Consider the following 21,097-nt stretch of genomic DNA (forward strand, 5'->3'; position numbering starts at 1 on the left):
CTTAGCCCTCTCCGGGCAAGGTTCAATGCGGTGCCGAACGAAACGCGCTTGACCCGGTGCTCCCGCGCGCCGCACCGTTTCCGAAAGACGGGGAGAAAACGGGGATGACATCACCACGCGCCGGCCTCGCGCGCCGGCCGCTGCTTGCGCTGCCGGCCCTGATCGCCGCCCCGGCCCGCGCGCAGGCCTGGCCCAGCCGGCCCCTGCGGATCATCGTGCCCTTTGGCCCGGGCGGGCCCACCGACGTGGTGGCGCGCATCCTCGCCAACGGCCTCTCGCCCGCGCTGGGCCAGCCGGTGGTGATCGAGAACCGCGGCGGCGCCGGCGGCAATATCGGCACAGTCGCGGCCGCCCGCGCCGCGCCGGACGGCTACACGCTGCTCGTGCCGTCCAGCGGCTTCGTCGTGAATGCGAGCCTGTTCCGCAACCCCGGCTACGACCCGATCCGCGACTTCGCCGGCATCACCGAGCTCGCCGCCTCGCCCGACGTCTTTCTCGCCGGCGCGGCATCGCCCATCCGCAGCCTCGACGACCTCATCACGCGGGCAAAGGCCACGTCGGGCGGGATGCACTTCGCCAATCCGGGCTCGGGCTCCACGCCGCATCTCGCGGGCGAGCGCCTCGCCATCCTGCGCGAATTTTCCCTCGTGCAGGTGGCGCACAGCAGCGCGGCGCTCTGCGTGCAGGCGCTGCTCGCCGGCAACACCGAGATCGGCGCGACTGCGCTCGCCTCCTCGCATGCGCAGATCAAGGCCGGCGCGCTGCGCGCCCTGGCGCTGACCGGCCCCGAGCGCTGGTTCGACCTGCCGGGGGTGCCGACCATGCGCGAGCTCGGCTTCGCGGATTTCGTGACGGAGACCATCCTCAGCCTCCATGCGCCGGCCGGCACGCCCGCCGCGATCGTGGAGCGGCTGGCGCGCGAGGCCACCGCGGTGATGGGCGATGCCGAGACCCGCGCGCGCCTGCGCAACGCCGGCTTCGTGGTGCGGCCCGACGGGCCGGAGGCCCTGGCCAGCCGCGTCGCCCGCGAGGTCCCGGCCTGGCGTGACCTCATCGCGCGCGCCGGGATCGCGCAGGAATAGCTACGCGGGGGCGGTTTCCGAGGGCGGATAGTTCAGCTCCACCGCCATCCCATCCGGATCGTAGAGGAAGATCTGCGTCTGCCGGTCGCGCGGGATCACGCGCTCCTCATACTTGAACCCGCTCTTCTCCAGCCGATCGCGCATCTCGGCGAGGCCGGTGCAGGAGAAGGCGATGTGGTCCAGCAGCCCGGTCGGGCCGACGACGCGCTCGGGCCAGCCCTGCTCGCGCTGCGGGCGCGGGCCGATCAGGTGGACGGTCGGCGCCCCGCCGCAATAGAGCCAATGGCCCTCGAAGCCGAGCGGCGGGCGGTAGCCCTCCTCGAGCCCCAGCACGTTCACGTAGAAGTCGCGCGTCTTCGCGAGGTCCACGGGGCGGATGGTGTAGTGGTTCAGGCCTTCCAGCGGCATGGCACGGTCCTTCCGGTCAGAGGAAACGGGGATTCGCCGTCAGCCCCATCAGGTGCTGGCCGACGGTCTCGAAGTGGTTGCGCCGCGCCTGCACCTGCTGGGTGACGGCGTGGATGTCGCGGAAGCGGCGCTCGAAGGGCTGGCTCTCGAAGATGGCGGTGGCGCCGGCCTCGGCCCAGGCGAAGTCCGCGACCTCCTTGGCCTGGTGGATGGCGAAGGTGGAGGCGAGGCGGATCGCGACCTTCTGGTCGTTGCTCATGGCGGCACCCGTGTCGACCTGCGCCTGCGCCTCGCGCAGCGCGGTGTGCAGGCCGGCGCGGGCGGCGCGCCACTTTCCCTCGGCCTGCGCGAGCCCGCTCTGCAGCACGGGGCTGTCGCGCAGCATCCGGCTGGTGGCCATCGGCGTCTTGGCATTGGCCAGCGTCACGAACTCGTCCAGCAGCCCGCGCGCGATTCCGAGCGCCACGGCGGAAAAGCCCGTCGCGTAGAGATGGGTGGTGGTGAAGCGGTAGAGGCTGCCATGGCCGAGAGCGCGGCGCTCCTCGTCGCGGTCGCGGCGGACGGTGAAGGGCTCCGGCACGAAGAGGTCGGTGACGGAATAGGTGTCGCTGCCCGTGCCGCGCAGGCCCATGACCTGCCAGTTCGGCGTCATCGTGATGGCGTCGCGCGGGAAGAGCATGGTGCGCTCGTAGGGCGAGCCGTCCGGCAGCGCGCGCATGGTGCCGTCGCGCTCGCGCACGCGGCAGTGCCCGCCGAACCAGGTGGCGTGGCGGCCGCCGCTGGCGAAGGGCCAGGAGCCCGTCACGCGATAGCCGCCCTCCACGACCTCGGCGACCTGGCCGGGGAGGATGGCGCCCCAGGCCAGCGCGGCGTCGTCAGGATCCCAGATGCGATGCGCGACCTCCGGCGCCACATAGGCCGCCGCCATCGAGCAGCCCGAGGCCTGCCCGATGCACCAGGCGGTGGAGGCATCGGCGCGCGCGACGATCTCCATCATGCGCGCATAGGTCTCGGGCGTGGCCTCGTCGCCGCCGACGGCGCGGGGCAGCAGCGTGCGGAAGAGGCGCGCGGCGTGCAGGGCGTCCAGCAGCTCGGCGGGCAATTCGCGCGCGGCCTCGATCTGCGCGCCGGCCGCCTCGATCAGGGGCGCGAGCGCGCGGGCGCGGGCGATCGGATCCTCGGCCCCCCAATCCCTGCTCCGGGGCGTCGATACGACACGTTCACCGGCTGCGCTCATCTGGGCGCCCGCCTCCCTGGTTCTTGTCGGGGAAGTCTGACGCCCGGCCGGTTCGCCCGTCAATCGCGGCATGGAGCGGAAGCCATGCCGTCCCGGCTTGCGGAGCGGAGGAACGCCGCTAGGCTAGGTCCCAATAAGGAATGGCGGCGTTGACCGCAGTTGATCCAGGGGAAGATAGATGTCCATCAGCCGACGCCCATTGCTGGCGACACCCGCCCTCCTTCTCGCCGCGCCCGCCTTGGCCCAGGGCGCGCCCGTCAAGGTCGGCTCGATCCTGCCGCTCACCGGCGTGGCGGCCTCGGCCGGCAATTCCGCCAAATCCGCGCTCGAGCTGGCGGTCGAGCTCATCAACACCCCGCAGCCCGACCTCGCCGCCATGCCGATGATGGCAACCACCGGCTTCTCCAACATCGGCGGCCGGCCGCTGCAGGTCGTCTTCGCGGATCAGCAGGGCAGCCCCTCGGTCGCGCAGAACCAGGCGCTGCGCCTCATCACGCAGGAGCGGGTCGTGGCGCTGGACGGCGCCTACCAGTCCGGCCTGACGCAGACGGCGAGCGCCATCGCCGAGCGGCACGGCATCCCCTTCCTGGCCGGCGCGGCCGTCGCCACCAACCTGACCGAGCGCGGCTTCAAGTGGTTCTTCCGCACCACGCCGATCGGGCCGGACATCGCCGCCATCTACGTGGACTTCCTGAAGGCCACGCGCATCAACGGCCGGGCGCCGACCAAGGTCGCCATCGTCAACGAGAATACGGAATACGGCACCTCCATCGCCGACGTGATCCGCCGCACGGCCGAGGCCGCAGGCATCAACATTGCGCTGCAGATCCCCTATGCCGCGAACAGCGCCGACGTCTCGGCCCAGGTGCTGCAGCTGAAGGAGGCGCAGCCCGACGTCGCGATCTTCATCAGCTACACCTCGGACGCCATCCTCTATGCGCGGACCATGCGCGCGCAGGGCTACCGGCCGCCCATCCTGATCGGCGACGATTCCGGCTTCTCCGACGACAACTTCGTGCAGACCGCGGGCGACATCGCCCAGGGCGTCATCAACCGCAGCGCCTTCGACCCGAGCCACCCCGGCAGCAACTCCTTCAAGGTCAACGCGCTCTACAAGGCCCGCACCGGCAAGGAGATGGACGACACCACGGCCCGCATCATGCAGGGCTTCCTCGTGCTGTGCGATGCCATCAACCGCGCCGGCTCGACGCAGCCTGCCGCGATCCAGACCGCGCTGAAGGCGACCGACCTCAAGCCCGAGCAGCTCATGATCGGCTATCGCGGCGTGCGCTTCGACGACAAGGGGCAGAACATCCTGGCCTCCGTGCTCCTGGTGCAGCTGCGCGGCCGCGAATACGTCTCGGTCTACCCCGAGGCGACGGCCACGGCGCCGCTCCAGCTGCCCTACAAGGGCTGGGAATGATCACCGCATGATTCTCGCGCAGGTCGTGCTGAACGGCTTCCTGGTGGGAGCCGTCTATGCCTTGTTCTCCTCCGGCCTCACGTTGATCTGGGGCATGATGAACGTGGTGAACTTCGCCCATGGCGACTTCGTCATGATCGCGATGTACGTCGCCTTCATCGCCTTCACCGCGCTGCATCTGGGGCCGGAATTCTTCGTGCCCCTGGCGGCGATGATGCTCTTCCTGCTGGGGGTGCTGGTCTATTACGGGCTGGTGCGGCACGTCATGCGCGGGCCGATGCTGGCGCAGATCCTCGGCACCTTCGGCCTCGCGCTGGTGCTGCGCTACGCCACGCTCTGGATCTTCTCCGCCAACTTCGTCTCGCTGCCGGAGAACCTGCTGGGCGATGTGCAGACCTTCGCCGGCCTGCGGCTGGAGCCGTCGCGCGTGGTCGCGGGGATCGCGGCGCTCGGCCTCACCATCGGGCTGCACCTGCTGCTGACGCGCACCGCCCTCGGCAGCCGGCTGCTGGCCGTGGCGGAGGATCGCAACGCCGCGATGCTGGTGGGCATCCGGCCCGACCCGATGCAGGCGCTGGCCTGGGGGCTCGGCGCGGCCTGCACGGGCGTGGCGGGCGCGCTGATCGCGCTGTTCTTCTACATCTCGCCCATGGTCGGTGAATCCCTGGCGCTGATCGCCTTCGTGGTGGTCTGCCTCGGCGGCTTCGGCTCCGTGCCGGGGGCGCTGGTGGCGGGGCTCGCCATCGGCATCATCGAATCCCTGACCTCCTTCTGGATCGGCCCGGCCTTCAAGGACGTGGTGGTCTTCATCCTCTTCCTCGCGGTGTTGTGGTTCCGGCCGCAGGGCCTGCTGGGCAAGGCATGAGCGCCGCCGCGATGCCTGCCACGCCCCGCGTCGCGGGCCGCTTGGCCCTGGGCGCGCTGGTCCTGGCCGCCCTGCTGGCCTGGCCGCTGGTCGTGGAGGACCAGTTCTACCAGCGCGTCGGCGCGCTGGTGATGCTGGCGGCGCTCTCGGCCTCGGCCTGGAACCTGGTCGGCGGCTATGCCGGGCAGATCTCCATCGGCCATGTGCTGTTCTTCGGCTGCGGCGCCTATGCCTCGCTGCTCGGCTTCACCTGGTTCGAATGGGCGCCGATCCTGGGCGCGCCCTTCGGCATTGCGCTCTCGCTGCTGCTGGCGCTGGTCGTCGGCGGCCCCACGCTGAAGCTGAAGGGCCACTACTTCTCCATGGCGACCATCGCGCTGGCGGAGCTCGCGCGCATCATCGTGACCAACGCCCCGGTGCTGGGCGGCGCGGTGGGCGTCTCCGGGCCGGCCATGCCGCGCTCGGTGCTGGACCTCTCCTTCATCAGCCCGCTGCCCTACTACTACATCTTCGGCGCCGTGCTGGCGGTGCTGCTGCTCTTCACCTGGTGGATGAACCTCGGCCGCATGGGCTTCTACCTCCGCGCGATCCGCGGGCAGGAGCGGGCGGCGCGCAGCCTCGGCGTGCCGGCGCCGCGCTACAAGATGTACGCGCTGCTGGTCTCTGCGGGCTTCTCGTCCCTGGCCGGCTCCCTTTATGCCTGCATGCTGGGCTTCGTGGATCCGGACAGCGGGCTCGGCATCCTGATCTCGGTGAAGATGGTGATCGCGACCGCGCTGGGCGGTGCGGGCACGCTCTTCGGGCCGCTGGTGGGTGCTGCGATCCTCGTCCCGCTGGAGGAGATCACCAACGCGGCCTTCGGCGGCGACGGCACGGGCATCACCTACGTCGTCTATGGCGCGATCATCGTCCTCATCAGCCGCTTCGCGCCCGGCGGCCTCGCCGAGATTCTGTCCCGGATCCAGGCCTGGAGGGCGCGGCGTGCCGGCTGACGCGCCGCTCCTCGAGGCGCGCGACATCGTCGTCGCCTTCGGCAGCTTCCGCGCCGTGGACGGCGCCTCGCTGACCATCGGCAAGGGCGAGATCATCGGCCTGATCGGCCCGAACGGGGCAGGGAAGAGCACCTTCTTCAACTGCCTCGCCGGCGACCGGCAGCCTGCCTCCGGGACGATTCACCTGCGCGGCCACGACGTCACGCGCGCCTCGCCCGAGGAGCATGCACGGCTCGGCCTCGCGCGGAGCTGGCAGGTGCCCGCGGTCTTCGACGACCTCAGCGTGCGCGAGAACGTGATGGTCGGCGCCTTCCTGCGGCACCGGCGCGCCTCGGAGGCGGCGGCGGCGGCCGAGCAGGTGATCGACTTCACCGGCCTGCGCCCCATCGCCGAAGCGCGCTCCGGCAGCCTCGGCACGCCCGCGCGCAAGCGGTTGGAGATCGCCCGCGCGCTCGCGACCGAGCCGGAGATCCTGCTGCTCGACGAGGCGCTGGCCGGCCTCACGCCCACCGAGGTGCGCCTGGCCATCGAGCTGGTGCGCCGCATCCACGCACGCGGCATCACGCTGGTCATCGTGGAGCATGTGATGGAGGTGATCCTGTCGCTCGCGGATCGCGCGGTGGTGTTCCACCAGGGCAAGGTCATTGCCCAGGGCGCCCCGCGCGACGTGGTGCAGGACCCCGGCGTGGTCGAGGCCTATCTCGGCCGCAGCCTCAGCCGGAAGGCGAAAGCATGAGCGAGGCGCTGCTGAGCGTCCGGAACCTCGAGGTGCGCTACGGCGACCTCGTGGGCGTGTCCGATGTCTCGCTGGAGGTCCGCAAGGGCGAGGTCGTGGCCCTGCTCGGCTCCAACGGCGCGGGCAAGACGACCACGCTCAACGCCATCATCGGCCTCGTGAAGCCGAGCGCCGGCGAGGTGCTCTGGGAGGGTGCCGCCATCGGCGGCCAGCCGGCCTTCGCCGTCGTCGGCCGCGGCCTGGCGCTGGCGCCCGAGGGCTGGCGGCTCTTCGTCAACCAGACGGTGGAGCAGAACCTCCGCCTCGGCGCCACGCCGCTGCGCGACCGAAGGCGCGAGGCGGAGCTGCTGGAGAAGGTCTTCGCCTTCCTCCCCAAGCTGAAGGAGCGCCGGCGCCAGGCGGCCGGCACCCTCTCCGGCGGCGAGCGGCAGATGCTGGCCGTCGGCCGCGCGCTGATGAGCGCGCCGCGCCTGCTGCTGCTGGACGAGCCCTCGCTCGGCCTCGCGCCGGCCATCGTGGAGATGATGTACGAGAAGCTGCAGGCCCTCCGCCACGAGGGCCTGACCCTGCTCATCGCCGAGCAGTCGGTGGAGCTGGCGCTGGAGATCGCCGATCGCGGCTACGTCATCCAGACCGGCCGCTCCGTGCTGGAGGGCCCGGCCGACGAGCTGGCGCGCAGCCCCGAGGTGCAGCGCGCCTATCTCGGCATCGGCGGCGACGAGGAGCCCGCATGAAGCGCCTGACCGTCGCGGTGGTGTCGCGCAACTACTTCAACCTGCCCTTGTGGATTGCACGCTCGGCCGGCCTGTTCACGGCCGAGGGTCTCGACGTCACCATCGACCATATCGAGGGCATCGAGGAGGTGAACGCGCGCCTGCGCGACGGGCGCGCACAGCTGGCCTATGGCGTCACCGAGCACGTGATCCTGGACGCCGAGGCCGGCGGCAAGACTGCGATCATCGGCGGCAACGTGAACAAGCTGCCTTTCTCGCTGATTGCCCGCGCCGGGATCGAAGGGCTGGAGGGGTTGCGCGGCAGGAAGATCGGCGTCTCCTCGCTGCGCGCCGGCAGTTCCTCCCTCATCATGAAGCTGCTGGCGGCGCGCGGGCTGCACTGGCCCGCCGATTACGAACTGGTCCCCTGCGGCCCCATCCTCGCGCGCTGGGACCTGCTGCGGTCAGGCGGTATCGACGCCGGCCTGCAGGGCGCGCCGCTGAACCGCATCGCGATCGAGCAGGGTTTTCACTCGCTCTGCGAGCCGCGCGACGAGGTGCCGCAATTCCAGTTCACCAGCCTCGACGTGCACCAGGATTGGGCCGCCGCCAACCGCGACACGCTGATTCCCTTCCTGCGCGCCTTCCTCCGTGCGCATGAGCGCTTCTACACGGAGCGCGACGAGGCCAACGCCGTCGCCGTCGCCGAGACCGGCATCGAGACCCGCCACGCCGACCTGGCCTGGGAGGAGTACACGCGCGAGGCCATCTTCCCCCGCGACGGCGAGGCCAGCGCGGCAGGCGTGCAGGCGCTCATCGAGACCAGCGCCCTCATCCGCGAGCTGCCCTCCCGCGCCCGCACCCGGGCGGAAGATTATATCGACCGCTCCTGGCTGGCGGAGGCGCGCGCTTCCCTCTGAGGTCGTGCCGGGCCTAGCCTTCCCGAAAACGGGGAGGACGCCGAAATGGACCATCATCTTTTGCCGCGTCGCGGGCTGATCTCGGCTGCGGGTCTCATCATGATTCCCGGCGCCCTGCGCGCTGATCCATCCTGGCCCAGCCGCCCGGTCCGCTGCATCGTGCCGCTCTCGCCCGGCGGCACGCTCGACAGCCTCACCCGCGCCTTCGCCCAGCGCCTGCAGCCGCTCGCCAACAACCAGCCCATGGTCGTCGAGAACCGCACGGGCGGCGGCGGCACCATCGGCGGCCAGGTGGTCGCGACCGCGCGGCCCGATGGTTATACGCTCTTCATGGGCGACATCGGCCCGAACATCGTGGCCGGCGAGGTGCTGCGCAACGCGCCCTACGACCCCGTTACGGCCTTCACGCCCATCCTGCATGTGGTGAACGTGCCGCTCGTGCTGGTGTCGCGGAAGACGCTCGCGGCGCGGAACCTGGCCGATATCCTCACCCTCGCGCGGCAGTCGCCGGAAGGGCTGACCTACGCCTCCGCCGGCGTCGGCTCCGCCGCGCACCTGTCCATGGCGCTTCTGGCCCGGATGTCCGGCGCGAAGCTCGTGCACGTCCCCTATCGCGGCGGCGGCGAGATGATGTCGGCCCTCCTGCGCGGCGACGTGGACCTGACGGTGCGCGCGGGTGCCTCGGGCGTGGAATCCATCCGCACGGGCGACGTGACGGCCGTGGCCATCAGCACCGCGCATCCCTCGCCCTACATGCCGGAGCTGCCGACCATCGCCAGCGTGGTGCCGGGCTTCGACGTGGCCATCTGGCACGCGCTCTTCGGCCCGGCGAGCATGGCGCCCGAGCTGGTGGCGCGGATCAACGCGCTCGGCAACGCCGCGATCGCCACGCCGGAGTTCCGCGAGGGCTGGGCGCAGCCGCAGGCGGCCGAGCCCGTCGGCGGCTCGCCCGAGGAATTTTCCCGATTCCTGCGGGCCGAGTTCGACAAATGGCTGCCGCTGGTCCGCTCGATCGAAATCCGCGCCGACTGAGACCTCAGCCGCCGAAGAGCGGCTCCGCCACGCCCGTCACGCCGAGGCCATGGATCTCGAACAGCGCGCCGGCCAGTGGCTGGCGGGCGCGCTCCTCCTCGTTGAGGAAGATGGTGCCGGAGGTGACGTAGAGCACGTCGAGATTCGGTCCGCCGAAATTGCACATGGTGGGGTGCGACACCGGCAGCTTCACGGTGCCGACGAGCTTTCCGGCCGGATCGAAGCGGCCGATCGACCAGTCGCCGAGCAGCGCGCCCCAGTAGTAGCCCTCGGAATCGAAGGTGGCGCCGTCCACGCGCCCGGCCATGTCGTGCGTGGTGAGGTAGACCTGCCGGTTCGCGACCGTGCCCGCATCCAGGTCGAGGGCGTAGCGGTAATAGGTCTGCGTCGTGCTGTCGCCGAAGATGAGCGTGCGGTCGTCCGGGCTGAACGCCATGCCGTTGGCCACGATGAAGCCGGTGTCCATCTTGTGGCAGGTGAAATCGGGGTCGAATCGGTAGAGCGAGCCGCTCGCCTCCTCGCTGCCCGGGTTGCGCGAGCCCACCCAGTAGCGGCCGCGCCGGTCGCAGCGGCCGTCGTTGAGGCGGTTCTCCGGCATGTCCGGCTCGGGGTCGAGGATGTGGCGGATGGCGCCCGTCCCGAGGTCCACCTCGGCGAAGCCCGTCTTCAGCCCGGCGATGATGCCGCCCTTCCTGCGGAACACGTAGGAGCCGATGTTGGTCGGCATCGGCCAGCTGCGGACGGTGCCGTCGGGGTTCAGCCGGTACAGGCAGGGCTTGCGCGTGTCCACCCAGTAGAGGGCCTGCTCGACCGGATGCCACATCGGGACCTCGCCCACGATGTTCCGGCCCTCATGGGCCACCCGGATTTCGGGCGTGATCACCTTCGACATGAGCGCGTTTCCTCCTGCGGTCTTGATGCGGCGCAGCATGACCTGCCGCACTTATCGATAATTTCGGCACTTGGCGGCGCGGAAATCCGTGCCTATGGTCGCCGTCATGAAAGCGCTTTCTTTTGGCGCGCGCAATCGCGGGCGAGCCGCGATGGGATGGAGAAAACGGACCATGGGCAAAGCACCATGAACGACTGGCACAAGCTGAAGGATCGCATCGCGATCGTCGGCGTCGGCAACACGCCCTACGGCAACTTCCCCGACATCGACGACTACGGGCTGGGCGCGCGCGCCTTCCGCAACGCCGTCGAGGATTGCGGCATCGACAAGGGCCTGATCGACGGGCTGCTCGTCTGCCGCGTGCCGAACTACGCCCGCATGGGCGAGATCCTCGGCCTGAACCCGCGCTGGACCATCCAGCTCCCGCCGCATGGCCGCATGTCGGGCATGGCGATCATCGAGGCGGCCGCCGCGCTCGATGCCGGCATCTGCGACTATGCCGCGCTGATCTACGCCAATATCGGCCGCTCGCGCCGCGTGAACTACGGCGGCGAGGAAAGCCCGGGCGTCTGGGATCCCTGGGGCTTCACCTCCCCGGGTGCGGCGCATGCCATGATGTTCCAGCGCCACCGCGCGCTCTACGGCACCACCACGCGCCAGCTCGCGGAGGTCTCGGTCGCCTTCCGCCACCACGCCTGCCTGAATCCGGACGCGGTGATGAAGCAGCCCATCACCATCGACGACCACGAGGCCGCGCGCCCCATCACCGAGCCGCTGCGGCTGCTGGACTACTGCCTCATCAACGACGGCGCGGTCTGCATCATCCTCACCACGAAGGAGCGGGCGCGCGACCTGAAGAAGCGCCCCGTGATGATCTCCGGCATCGGCGCGCGCGAGGCCTTCACGACAGGCTCCATCGGCAATTTCGACCTGAACTTCTGGTACGACGAGATGCGCGACGTGGGCCGGCAGGCCTATGGCATGGCGGGCGTCGGCCCTTCCGACGTCGACGCGCTCATGTGCTACGACAACTTCTCGCCCACGGTGCTGTTCAGCCTGGAGGGCCTCGGTTTCTGCGAGCAGGGCGAGGCCGGATCTTTCGTCGAGGGCGGCACGCTCAAGCTCGGCGGCAAGCTGCCGACGAACACCGACGGCGGCCACCTCTCAAACTCCTACATGCAGGGCTGGGCGCTCAACGTGGAAGCGGTGCGCCAGATCCGCGGCGAGTGCGGCGACCGCCAGGTGCCGGGCGCCGAGGTGGTGCAATATTGCGGCGCGACGCCCTGCTCGCGCTCCATCATCTACACGCCGGGTTGAGGGAGATGCCGATGTCCACCGCCATGGCCAAGCCGCGCCCGAAGATCGACAACGTCAACCGCGGATTCTGGGAGAATGCGCGCGCCGAAAAACTCTCCGTCCAGAAATGCGAGTCCTGCTCGGACGTGCATTATCCTGGCTCGCCCGTCTGCCCGAAATGCCTGTCGGAAAAGCAGTCCTGGATGCCGGTCTCGGGCAGGGGGACGCTGCTCTCCTGGGTGCGCTTCCACCGCGCCTATTGGGACAGCTTTCGCGAGGATCTGCCCTATCTCGTCTGCCTCGTCGGGCTGGAGGAAGGGCCGCTGCTGGTGAGCAACCTCGTCGGCGCCGACCCCGGAGAGAAGGCCATCGGCTCCGCCGTGGAGGTCGTCTTCGAGAGGGTCGACGACGAGCTGACGCTACCGAAATTCCGCATCATCGACTGATCCAGAAGGCGCAGCCAACGCGCCCAGCCGAAAAGGGAGGACCGACCCCATGAAACGCTTCATCCAGATGGCCGCACTGGCCCTGGCCCTCGTCGCGCCCGCGCAGGCCCAGACCCCGGACCGCGCGAGCACGCTCCGCGTCGTGGTGCACGCCAATCTCCAGATCCTCGATCCCGTCTGGACCACGGCCTTCATCACCAACCGCCACGGCTACCTCATCTACGACACGCTCTACGCGCTGAATTCGCGCTTCGAGCCCCAGCCGCAGATGGCCGAGGGCCACGAGGTGCTGGAAGATGGCCTCGTCTACCGCATCCGCCTGCGCGACGGGCTGAAGTTCCACGACGGCTCGCCCGTGCGCACCGCCGACGTCATCGCCTCCATGCGGCGCTGGATGGCGCGCGACCCCATGGGCCAGCGCCTCGGCTCCGTCACCGCCTCCATCGACGCCGTGGACGACCGCACCTTCGAGATCCGCCTGAAGGAGCGTTGGGGCCTGGTGATCGAGACGCTCGCGAAGGCCGCGACCCCCTGCTACATCATGCCCGAGCGCATCGCCCAGACCTCGCCGCAGACGCAGATCACCGAGACGATCGGCTCCGGCCCCTTCATCTTCGTGCGCGACGAGTGGCGCCCCGGCAACCGCGTCGTCTATCGCCGCAACCCCGACTACGTGCCGCGCTCCGAGCCCGCGGACTACATGGCCGGCGGCAAGCGCCCGCTGATGGAGCGCATCGAGTGGCTCTACATCCCCGACCAGAACACGGCGCTGGCCGCGCTCAACGCCGGTGAGATCGACTACTACGAGGCGCCGCCGCTCGACTTCATCGCCAACATGGAGCGCAACCGCAACATCCGCCTCGTGAACATCGATCCCCTCGGCACGCAGGGGCTGATCCGGCCGAACTCGCTCTTCCCGCCCTTCAACGACATCCGTGCGCGGCAGGCGCTGGCGCATCTGGTGCGGCAGGAGGACTACATGCGGGTCGTGGTCGGCAACCCCCGCCTCTACATGCCGTTCTGCGGCGCCTTCTTCCAGTGCGGCTCGGGCAACGACACCGCCATCGGCAGCGAATCCTTCCGCCAGCCCGACGTCGAGACGGCGCGGCGGCTGTTCCGCGAGGCCGGCTACAATGGCGAGCGCATCGTGATCCTGCAGCCGACCGACCGCGCCCAGTACAACGCCGCGACCATGGTGCTGGCGCAGAGCCTGCGCCGCGCCGGCGTCAATGTGGACGTGCAGGCCATGGACTGGAGCACGCTGCTGACCCGCCGCGCCAGCCGCAACCCGCCGGACCAGGGCGGCTACCACCTCTTCATCTCCACCCATGGCGGGCCGGACACGGCGGCGCCGGTCTCCAACGTCTGGTTCAACTCGCGCTGCGACCGCGCCAATCCCGGCTGGCCCTGCGACATGGAGCTCGACGCCATGGTCGCGGAATGGTCGAGCCAGGCCGACGCCGCATCGCGCCGGCCGATCCTGGAGCGCATCCACCGCCGCGCCTGGGAGACGCTGCCCTACATCCCCTTCGGCCAGTACACGCAGCCCATCGCGGTGCGCGCGAATGTCCAGGGCGTGGTGGCGGCGGGCATGCCGGTCTACTGGAACATCGAGAAGCGCTGATGTTCGCCTATGTCACGCGCCGTGTCCTCGCCACGATCCCGGTTCTCGGGGTCGTGGCGGTGATCGTCTTTCTGATGCTGCGGCTGAGCCCGGGCGATCCAGCGGCCATCATCGCCGGCGACAATGCGAGCGCGGACGACATCCTGATGATCCGCGGCCAGCTCGGGCTGGACCGGCCGATGATCGAGCAGTTCGTCCACTGGCTGTGGCAGCTGCTGGGCGGTGATCTCGGCAATTCGATCTATCTGCAAAGACCGGTGATGGGCCTGATCCTGGAGCGCGTGGAGCCGACGCTGGCGCTGTCGCTCACCACCATGGGCTTTGCCATGGCGCTGGCCATCCCCACGGGCGTGCTGGCGGCCTGGCGGGCGGGATCCTGGATCGACCAGACCATCATGGCGCTCTCCGTCCTCGCCTTTTCCGTTCCGGTCTTCCTGATCGGCTATGGGCTCGTGATCGGGTTCTCGCTGGAACTCGAATGGCTGCCGGTGCAGGGCTTCGTCAGCCTCTCCGAAGACCCCGTGCGCTTCGCCCTGCACCTCGTGCTGCCGACCCTCGCGCTCGGGCTGGTCTACACCGCGCTGCTCGCCCGCATCACCCGCGCGACCATGCTGGAGGTGCTGAGCGAGGACTTCATCCGCACCGCCCGCGCCAAGGGGCTCGGCGAGCCGCGCGTGCTCATCCTGCACGCGCTGAAGAACGCCTCGGTGCCCATCGTGACCACCATCGGCACCGGCCTCGCCCTGCTGATCGGCGGCGTGGTGGTGACGGAGAGCGTCTTCGCTATCCCCGGCATCGGGCGCCTGACCATCGAGGCGGTGCTGCAGCGCGACTATCCCGTCATCCAGGGCGTCATCCTGGTCATCGCGGCGGTCTATGTCTTCGTGAACCTCGCCATCGACCTCGCCTATCCGCTGCTCGATCCGAGGATCCAGTTCTGATGAGCGCGACATCAGCCACCGCCGACGCGGCCGTCCCGCAGCGGCGCCCCAGCGTGCTGCGCCGCATCCGCCGCCGCCCGCTCCCCGTGCTCGGCGCGGTGCTGCTGGCGGCGCTGGTGATCGTCTCGATCGCCGCGCCCTGGATCGCCAGCCACGATCCCTTCGAGATGAACGTGGTCGACCGCCTCCAGCCGCCCAACGAGGAATACTGGTTCGGCACCGACGCCTATGGCCGCGACATCTGGAGCCGCACCATCTATGGCGGGCGCGTCTCCCTCGTCATCGGCCTCGCCGTGGCTGCGGCGAGCACGATCATCGGCCTGCTCATCGGCGTGGTCGCCGGCTATTTCCGCGCCGCCGACGCCATCCTGATGCGGATCATGGACGGGCTCATGGCCATCCCCGGCATCCTGCTGGCGATCGGCCTGATGTCGGTCACGCGCGCCAGCATCGGCGTCGTCATCATCGCCATCACCATCCCCGAGATTCCGCGTGTGGTGCGCCTGGTCCGCGCCGTGGTGCTGACGGTGCGCGAGCAGGTCTACATCCAGGCCGCGAGCGCCATCGGCACGCGCTTCCCGCGGCTGATGTGGAAGCACATCCTGCCCAACACGCTGGCGCCGCTCATCGTGCAGGCCACCTATATCGCGGCCTCGGCCGTGCTGGTGGAATCCTACCTCAGCTTCCTCGGCGTCGGCACGCCGCCGGAGATTCCGAGCTGGGGCAACATCATCGCCGAGGGGCGCCTCTACGTGCAGATCGCCTTCTGGAACATCCTCTTCCCGAGCATCTTCCTGGCGCTGATGGTGCTCTCCATCAACATCCTCGGCGACGGGCTGCGCGACATGCTCGATCCCCGTCTGGCACGGCGGCTGTGATGGAGGAGGCGGTCCTGGTCATCGAAGACCTGCGCACGGAGTTCGCGACGGGCGAGGGCCCGCCGCGCGTCGCGGTGGACGGGCTCTCGCTCAGCGTGAAGCGCGGCGAGACGCTGTGCATCGTCGGTGAATCCGGCTGCGGCAAGAGCCTCACCGCGCTCTCCATCCTGCGGCTGCTGCCGCGGCCCTATGGGCGGATCGGCGGCGGGCGCATCCTGCTGGATGGCCAGGACCTCGCGAAGGTCAGCGACGCCGAGATGCGCGCCATCCGCGGCCGCGCGATCTCGATGATCTTCCAGGAGCCGATGAGCAGCCTCAACCCCGTGCTGACCATCGGCAAGCAGATCGCCGAGACGGTGATGGTGCATGAGGGCCTCGACTGGACCGCCTGCCTGGCCCGCGCGCTGGAGATGCTGCGCCAGGTCCGCATCCCCGAGCCTGAGCGGCGCCTGCACGAATACCCGCACCAGCTCTCCGGCGGCATGCGGCAGCGCGTGATGATCGCGATGGCGCTCGCCTGCCGCCCGCGCCTGCTGCTGGCGGACGAGCCGACGACGGCGCTCGACGTCACCATCCAGGCGCAGATCCTCGACCTCGTGCGCGAGCTGCAGGCGGAGACGGGCACCGCCGTGATCCTCATCACCCACGATCTCGGCGTGGTCGCGGAAATGGCCGAGCGCGTGCTCGTCATGTATGCGGGACACAAGGTCGAGGAGGGCAGCGCCGAGGAGATCTTCGATGCCCCCACGCACCCCTACACGCGCGGGCTGATGGCGGCGATGCCGCATCTGGGTGGAGGGGAGGGGCATCGCGGCCGCCTCAACGAGATCCCCGGCGTGGTGCCGGCCCTGAACGCCCGCCCCCGCGGCTGCACCTTCGCGCCGCGCTGCGGGCTCGCGATGGACCGCTGCCGTGTCGAGGCGCCGCCTCTGGTCAATGTCGGCGGCACGCACGCAGCCGCCTGCTGGGCGACGGCCGCGCCATGACCGCCATCCTTGAGGTCGAGGGCCTCGTCAAGCACTACCCCATCACCGGCGGCTTCCTCGGCCGTCCCATCGCGCATGTCCGCGCCGTCGATGGTATCAGCTTCTCCATCGCGCCCGGCGAGACGCTGGGCCTCGTCGGCGAGAGCGGCTGCGGCAAGTCCACCGTCGGCAAGGCCGTGCTGCGCCTCGTGGAGCCCAGCGCCGGCACGATCGTCCTGGAGGGCGAGGACATCACCGCGCTCGGCCGCTCGGCGATGATCGAGAAGCGCAAGCGCATGCAGGTCATTTTCCAGGACCCGTATTCCTCGCTGAACCCCCGCATGACCGCCGGCGACATCGTGCAGGAGCCGCTGGTCAATTTCGGCATCGGCAGCAGGGCCGAGCAGCGCGAGCGCGTCGCGTCGCTCTTCGCCCGCGTCGGCCTGCGGCCCGACCAGGCGGCGCAGTATCCGCACGAATTCTCCGGCGGCCAGCGCCAGCGGCTGGGCATCGCGCGCGCGCTGGCGCTCGGCCCCAGCGTCATCATCGGCGACGAGCCGGTCTCCGCGCTCGACGTCTCCGTGCAGGCGCAGGTCATCAACCTCATGGTGGACCTGCAGGAGGAGCTGGGCCTCAGCTACCTCTTCGTGGCGCACGACCTCGGCGTGGTCGAGCACATCAGCCATCGCGTGGCGGTGATGTATCTCGGCAAGATCGTTGAGATCGCCCCGCGCAAGGCCCTCTTCGACACGCCGCGCCACCCCTACACCGAGGCGCTGCTGGCCGCCGTCCCCGTCTCGCATCCCCGCCAGCGCCGCAAACGCGCGACGCTGAAGGGCGACGTGCCGAGCCCCATCAACCCGCCGCCCGGCTGCCGCTTCCACACGCGCTGCCCGATCGCGGTGCCGCTCTGCCGGGAGGCCGAGCCGCCGCTGGTGGCCGACGCATCTGGACACGCCGTCGCCTGCCACCTACGGGCGCCGGGATGAACCCGAAGCCACGCCCGAAAATCCGCATCGAGGAGGTCGCCCGTGCCGCTGGCGTCTCCGCCGCCACCGTCTCGCGCGCGCTGAACAACCCCGACCTCGTCAGCGCGGAGCTGCGGGCGAAGGTGGAGAAGGTCACGAAGAAGCTCGGCTATGTCGCGCACGGCGCGGCGCGGGCGCTGGCCTCGCGCCGCTCGCGCGCGCTGGGCGCCGTGGTGCCGACGCTGGCCAACACCATCTTCTCCGAGGCGATCGGCGCCTTCCAGCAGCGGCTGGAATCCGAGGGCTACACCATGCTGCTGGCGACCTTCGACTACGACGAGGAGGTCGAGTACCGCAACGTCCGCACCATGGTCGAGCGTGGCGTCGACGGGCTCATGCTGGTCGGCGTCACCCATGGCAAGCCGCTCTACGAGCTGCTCGAATCCTCCGGCGTCCCCTTCGTCCAGACCTGGGCGCCGCCCAGGGCCAGCCCCTATCCCACCATCGGCTACGACAACGCGGCGCTCGCCCGGACGGTGGTGGATCACCTGGTCGGGCTGGGGCATCGCGACATCGGCGTCGTCGCCGGCCTCACGGGCTACAACGACCGCGTGCGCGCGCGCATCGCGGGATTGCGGGCCGCGATGCGCCGGCACCGGCTGCCCCTGCCGGCGGAGCGGATCGTCTACACCGGGTACCGGATCGACACGGTGCGCGCCGCCTTCCGCGAGATGCAGCAGCGCGGCCCCATGCCCACGGCACTGGCGGCCAACAACGACATCGTGGCGCTGGGGCTGATGCTCGAGGCCCAGGCGCAGGGCATCCGCGTGCCGCGGCAGCTCTCCATCGTCGGCGTCGGCGACCTGGAGATGGCGGCGCATTTCCATCCGCCGCTCACCACCATCCGCACGCCCAAGCCGAGCATCGGCACGCTCGCGGCCGAATACCTGCTCGCCCGGATCCACGACCGGCCCGTCGCCGTGCCGCCGGAGCTCTCCCTCGAGCTAGTGGTGCGCGGCACGACCGCCCCGCCGCCCGCCCGCCCATCCGCGCATAAGGACAAGAGCGCATGACCCTTCCCGACACCACCGGCCCGCTGCCCCGCCAGGACGCCGCCCATCTGCCTGGCATGCTGAAGGGGCTTCGCGTCGTCGAGGTCGCGGACGAGACCGGCGAATATGTGGGCCTCACCCTGGCCGGCCTCGGCGCAGAGGTGATCAAGCTGGAAGCGCTTTCAGGCTCGCCGACGCGGCATATCGGCCCCTTCCTGGAGGATGTGCCCGGGCCGGAACGCTCGCTGCATTTCTGGAACTACAACCGCGGCAAGCGATCGGTCGCCTGCGACCTCCAGTCGCCGGAGGGCGTGGAGGATCTGAAGCGCCTGCTCGCTTCCGCCGACATCCTGCTCGATGCGAGCGGCGGCGCGGTGGCGAAGGCGCTCGGCGTGGAACCGCAGGGCATCGCCGCTCTCTTCCCTGGCCTGATCGCGGCGCGCATCACGCCCTTCGGCGACGAGGGGCCGTGGAAGGACCACAAGGGCTCCGACCTGGTTCACCTCGCCCTCGGCGGCATCATGATGAATTGCGGCTACGATCCCGACCCGGCCTGGCACTACGACCTGCCGCCGATCGCGCCGCAGCTTTGGCACGCCTATCACATCGCCGGCGACCAGGCCGTGGTCGGCATCCTCGCCGCGCTGATCCACCGCCTGCACACGGGCGAGGGCCAGGACATCGGCATCGCCATCCACGAGGCCGTGTCGAAGAACACCGAGCTCGACGTCATGTCCTGGGTGATGCGGCGCGCGCCGCTGTTCCGCCAGACCTGCCGCCACGCGATCGAGAACCCGACCCACGTGCCCTCCATCGGCCACACCAAGGACGGCCGCTGGTACATCGCGGCCGGCGTCTCGGTGCGCGACCAGACCAACCTCGTGCCCTACCTCACGAAGTACAACATGCAGGCCGACCTCGCGATGCCGGGCGAGGGCGCGGATGTGCAGGCCCGCAACGTCCCCGGCTCCGGCGCCAACGACGAGGCCAAGAAGCACGTCTCCGAGATCGTGCAGCGCTTCATCCGCTCCTACCGCTACGACACCATGCCCTGGCGCGAGGCCCAGGATGCCGGCCTGCTCTGGGCGCCGCTGCGCAAGCCGCAGGAGAATGTCGCCGACGTCCACTGGCAGACGCGCGGCACCTTCGCCGAGATCGAGCACCCCGAGCATGGCCGCAGCTTTCATTACCCTGTGAGCCGCTGGCTCTCCACCGAGACGAACTGGCAGGCCGGCCGCCGCGCGCCGCTGCTGGGAGAGGACACGGATGCGGTGCTCGCCACCGTGAAGCCGCGCGTCCTGTCGCAGCCGGCCCGCCCGCGCGCGGCGACGCCGCAAAGGCGCTCGGGCTGGGGAAAGCCCTTCCCCTTGCAGGGCGTGCGCATCTTCGACTTCTCCTGGTTCCTCGCCTCCGCCGGCGGCACGCGCTTCGCGGCGGCTTTGGGCGCCGACGTCATCAAGGTGGAATGGAAGGCCAATCCCGACACGCGCCTTGCGGCCATGTCGCCCATCGGCGGTCGCGAGGCACGCCGCGCCGCGACGGCCCCGCTCAAGGGCGTCACCGATTCCGACATGGGCGGGCAGTTCAACAACAAGAATTCGGGCAAGAGCGGGATGTCGCTCAACATCCGCCATCCCAAGGGCCTGGAGATCGCACGCAAGCTGATCGCGCAGTCCGACGTGGTGGCCGAAGGCTTCTCGCCCGGCGTGCTGCAGCGCCTCGGCCTCGGCTACGACGTGCTGAAGTCGCTGCGGCCGGACATGATCTACGTGCAGCAATCCGGCATGGGCGGCGTCGGCACCTACGGCCGCTTCCGCACCATCGGCCCGGTGGCGGCGGCCTTTGCCGGCACCTCCGAGATGTCGGGCCTGCCGGAGCCGGCGATGCCCGCGGGCTGGGGCTATTCCTTCCTCGACTGGATCGGCGCCTACAGCTTCGCCACCGCCATCATGGGCGCGCTCTACTACCGCGACCTCACGGGGAAGGGGCAGTGGATCGACAGCTCGCAATGCGAGTCCGGCATCTTCCTCGGCGGCGTGCCGGTGCTGGACTGGTCGGCGAACGGGCGCATCTGGTCGCGCATCGGCAACCGCTCGCCCTACAAGCCCGCCGCGCCGCACGGCGCCTATCGCTGCGCCGGCACCGACCGCTGGATCGCCATCGCCTGCTTCGACGAGACGGAATGGCGGGCGCTGGCGCGCGTCGCGGGCCGCCCGGGCTGGCTGACCGATCCGCGCTTCGCCACGCTCGAAAGCCGCCTGCTGCACCAGGATGCGCTGGACGCCACCGTCACCGAATGGACTGTGGGCCAGGAGGCGCATGCCTGCATGGACGCGCTGCAGAAGGCGGGCGTCGCCGCCGGCGTCTGCCAGAACGCCGAGGACCGCTGCGACCGCGACCCGCAGCTGTCAGCGCTGAACTGGTTCACCGAGGTCTCCGGCACCAAGATCGGCCAGTGGCCCGTGACCGAGCTGCCGATGAAGCTCGCCGCCACGCCGCCCTACAGCGGCGGCATCATCGACCGCGGCGCGCCCGGCTATGGCGAGGACAATGCCCGCATCCTCGGCGAGCTGCTGGGCTATTCCTCCGAGCAGGTCGCCGCCCTCGCGGAGGAGGGCGTGATCTGA

Annotated in this window: 20 protein-coding genes; 17 read left to right on the plus strand and 3 right to left on the minus strand. The window is 70.1% G+C overall.

The window, feature by feature from the left end; all coding sequences use genetic code 11:
- Positions 1–104 precede the first annotated feature (104 nt).
- Positions 105–1,082 carry a Bug family tripartite tricarboxylate transporter substrate binding protein gene (locus AC1ROY_RS09290; protein WP_493148516.1) on the plus strand — a complete coding sequence of 326 codons (978 nt, stop codon included), beginning with the start codon at positions 105–107 and terminating at the stop codon, positions 1,080–1,082.
- On the opposite strand, the gene AC1ROY_RS09295 is transcribed toward AC1ROY_RS09290, so the two are convergent.
- Positions 1,083–1,490 (minus strand): VOC family protein, encoded by a 408-nt coding sequence (locus tag AC1ROY_RS09295; RefSeq protein ID WP_493148517.1) that lies wholly within the window; start codon positions 1,488–1,490, stop codon positions 1,083–1,085.
- 16 nt (positions 1,491–1,506) lie between these two features.
- Complete coding sequence (locus AC1ROY_RS09300; RefSeq protein ID WP_493148518.1) at positions 1,507–2,727, minus strand: acyl-CoA dehydrogenase family protein; 1,221 nt, start codon at positions 2,725–2,727, stop codon at positions 1,507–1,509.
- A 178-nt stretch (positions 2,728–2,905) separates the two neighbouring features.
- Between AC1ROY_RS09300 and AC1ROY_RS09305 the strand changes: the two genes are divergently transcribed.
- From AC1ROY_RS09305 to AC1ROY_RS09335, 7 genes are read left to right on the plus strand one after another with little or no spacing between them, the layout of a single operon-like run.
- Positions 2,906–4,150, plus strand: a complete 1,245-nt coding sequence (locus tag AC1ROY_RS09305) for an ABC transporter substrate-binding protein (RefSeq protein ID WP_493148519.1) — start codon at positions 2,906–2,908, stop codon at positions 4,148–4,150.
- 7 nt (positions 4,151–4,157) lie between these two features.
- Positions 4,158–5,015, plus strand: a complete 858-nt coding sequence (locus AC1ROY_RS09310) for a branched-chain amino acid ABC transporter permease (RefSeq protein WP_493148520.1) — start codon at positions 4,158–4,160, stop codon at positions 5,013–5,015.
- Positions 5,016–5,026: 11 nt separating this feature from the next.
- Positions 5,027–6,007, plus strand: coding sequence for a branched-chain amino acid ABC transporter permease (locus tag AC1ROY_RS09315; RefSeq protein WP_493148521.1), 981 nt, complete (start codon positions 5,027–5,029; stop codon positions 6,005–6,007).
- Entirely contained in the window at positions 5,997–6,743 is a 747-nt protein-coding gene (locus tag AC1ROY_RS09320; RefSeq protein ID WP_493148522.1) for an ABC transporter ATP-binding protein, read from the plus strand. The genes AC1ROY_RS09315 and AC1ROY_RS09320 overlap by 11 nt, the downstream gene beginning before the upstream one ends.
- A complete protein-coding gene (locus AC1ROY_RS09325) occupies positions 6,740–7,477 on the plus strand; it encodes an ABC transporter ATP-binding protein (RefSeq protein ID WP_493148523.1) in 738 nt (245 codons plus the stop codon). Before AC1ROY_RS09320 ends, AC1ROY_RS09325 begins: the two co-directional genes overlap by 4 nt.
- A complete protein-coding gene (locus AC1ROY_RS09330) occupies positions 7,474–8,376 on the plus strand; it encodes an ABC transporter substrate-binding protein (protein ID WP_493148524.1) in 903 nt (300 codons plus the stop codon). The genes AC1ROY_RS09325 and AC1ROY_RS09330 overlap by 4 nt, the downstream gene beginning before the upstream one ends.
- Positions 8,377–8,421: 45 nt before the next feature.
- Complete coding sequence (locus tag AC1ROY_RS09335) at positions 8,422–9,408, plus strand: Bug family tripartite tricarboxylate transporter substrate binding protein (RefSeq protein WP_493148525.1); 987 nt, start codon at positions 8,422–8,424, stop codon at positions 9,406–9,408.
- 4 nt (positions 9,409–9,412) lie between these two features.
- Here AC1ROY_RS09335 and AC1ROY_RS09340 read toward each other — a convergent pair whose 3' ends face one another.
- Positions 9,413–10,300: an SMP-30/gluconolactonase/LRE family protein gene (locus AC1ROY_RS09340; RefSeq protein WP_493148526.1), complete on the minus strand. Its 888-nt coding sequence runs from the start codon at positions 10,298–10,300 to the stop codon at positions 9,413–9,415.
- Between the two features lie 186 nt (positions 10,301–10,486).
- Here AC1ROY_RS09340 and AC1ROY_RS09345 point away from each other — a divergent pair, with 186 nt between their 5' ends.
- Genes AC1ROY_RS09345 through AC1ROY_RS09385 form a run of 9 tightly spaced genes read left to right on the plus strand, consistent with a single transcriptional unit; the run spans position 10,487 to position 21,097 of the window.
- Entirely contained in the window at positions 10,487–11,617 is a 1,131-nt protein-coding gene (locus tag AC1ROY_RS09345; protein ID WP_493148527.1) for a thiolase family protein, read from the plus strand.
- Between the two features lie 11 nt (positions 11,618–11,628).
- Entirely contained in the window at positions 11,629–12,042 is a 414-nt protein-coding gene (locus AC1ROY_RS09350; RefSeq protein ID WP_493148528.1) for a Zn-ribbon domain-containing OB-fold protein, read from the plus strand.
- 49 nt (positions 12,043–12,091) lie between these two features.
- Positions 12,092–13,666, plus strand: a complete 1,575-nt coding sequence (locus AC1ROY_RS09355; RefSeq protein WP_493148529.1) for an ABC transporter substrate-binding protein — start codon at positions 12,092–12,094, stop codon at positions 13,664–13,666.
- Positions 13,666–14,607 carry an ABC transporter permease gene (locus tag AC1ROY_RS09360; RefSeq protein WP_493148530.1) on the plus strand — a complete coding sequence of 314 codons (942 nt, stop codon included), beginning with the start codon at positions 13,666–13,668 and terminating at the stop codon, positions 14,605–14,607. The genes AC1ROY_RS09355 and AC1ROY_RS09360 overlap by 1 nt, the downstream gene beginning before the upstream one ends.
- The gene (locus AC1ROY_RS09365) at positions 14,607–15,485 is read left to right on the plus strand and encodes an ABC transporter permease (protein ID WP_493148531.1); all 879 of its coding nucleotides are present in this window, start codon (positions 14,607–14,609) and stop codon (positions 15,483–15,485) included. Before AC1ROY_RS09360 ends, AC1ROY_RS09365 begins: the two co-directional genes overlap by 1 nt.
- Complete coding sequence (locus tag AC1ROY_RS09370) at positions 15,485–16,471, plus strand: ABC transporter ATP-binding protein (protein ID WP_493148532.1); 987 nt, start codon at positions 15,485–15,487, stop codon at positions 16,469–16,471. Before AC1ROY_RS09365 ends, AC1ROY_RS09370 begins: the two co-directional genes overlap by 1 nt.
- Entirely contained in the window at positions 16,468–17,439 is a 972-nt protein-coding gene (locus AC1ROY_RS09375) for an ABC transporter ATP-binding protein (protein ID WP_493148533.1), read from the plus strand. Before AC1ROY_RS09370 ends, AC1ROY_RS09375 begins: the two co-directional genes overlap by 4 nt.
- Complete coding sequence (locus tag AC1ROY_RS09380; RefSeq protein WP_493148534.1) at positions 17,436–18,491, plus strand: LacI family DNA-binding transcriptional regulator; 1,056 nt, start codon at positions 17,436–17,438, stop codon at positions 18,489–18,491. Before AC1ROY_RS09375 ends, AC1ROY_RS09380 begins: the two co-directional genes overlap by 4 nt.
- Entirely contained in the window at positions 18,488–21,097 is a 2,610-nt protein-coding gene (locus AC1ROY_RS09385; protein ID WP_493148535.1) for a CaiB/BaiF CoA-transferase family protein, read from the plus strand. The genes AC1ROY_RS09380 and AC1ROY_RS09385 overlap by 4 nt, the downstream gene beginning before the upstream one ends.

Source organism: Roseococcus sp. GW821-FHT12F05, from assembly GCF_058806835.1.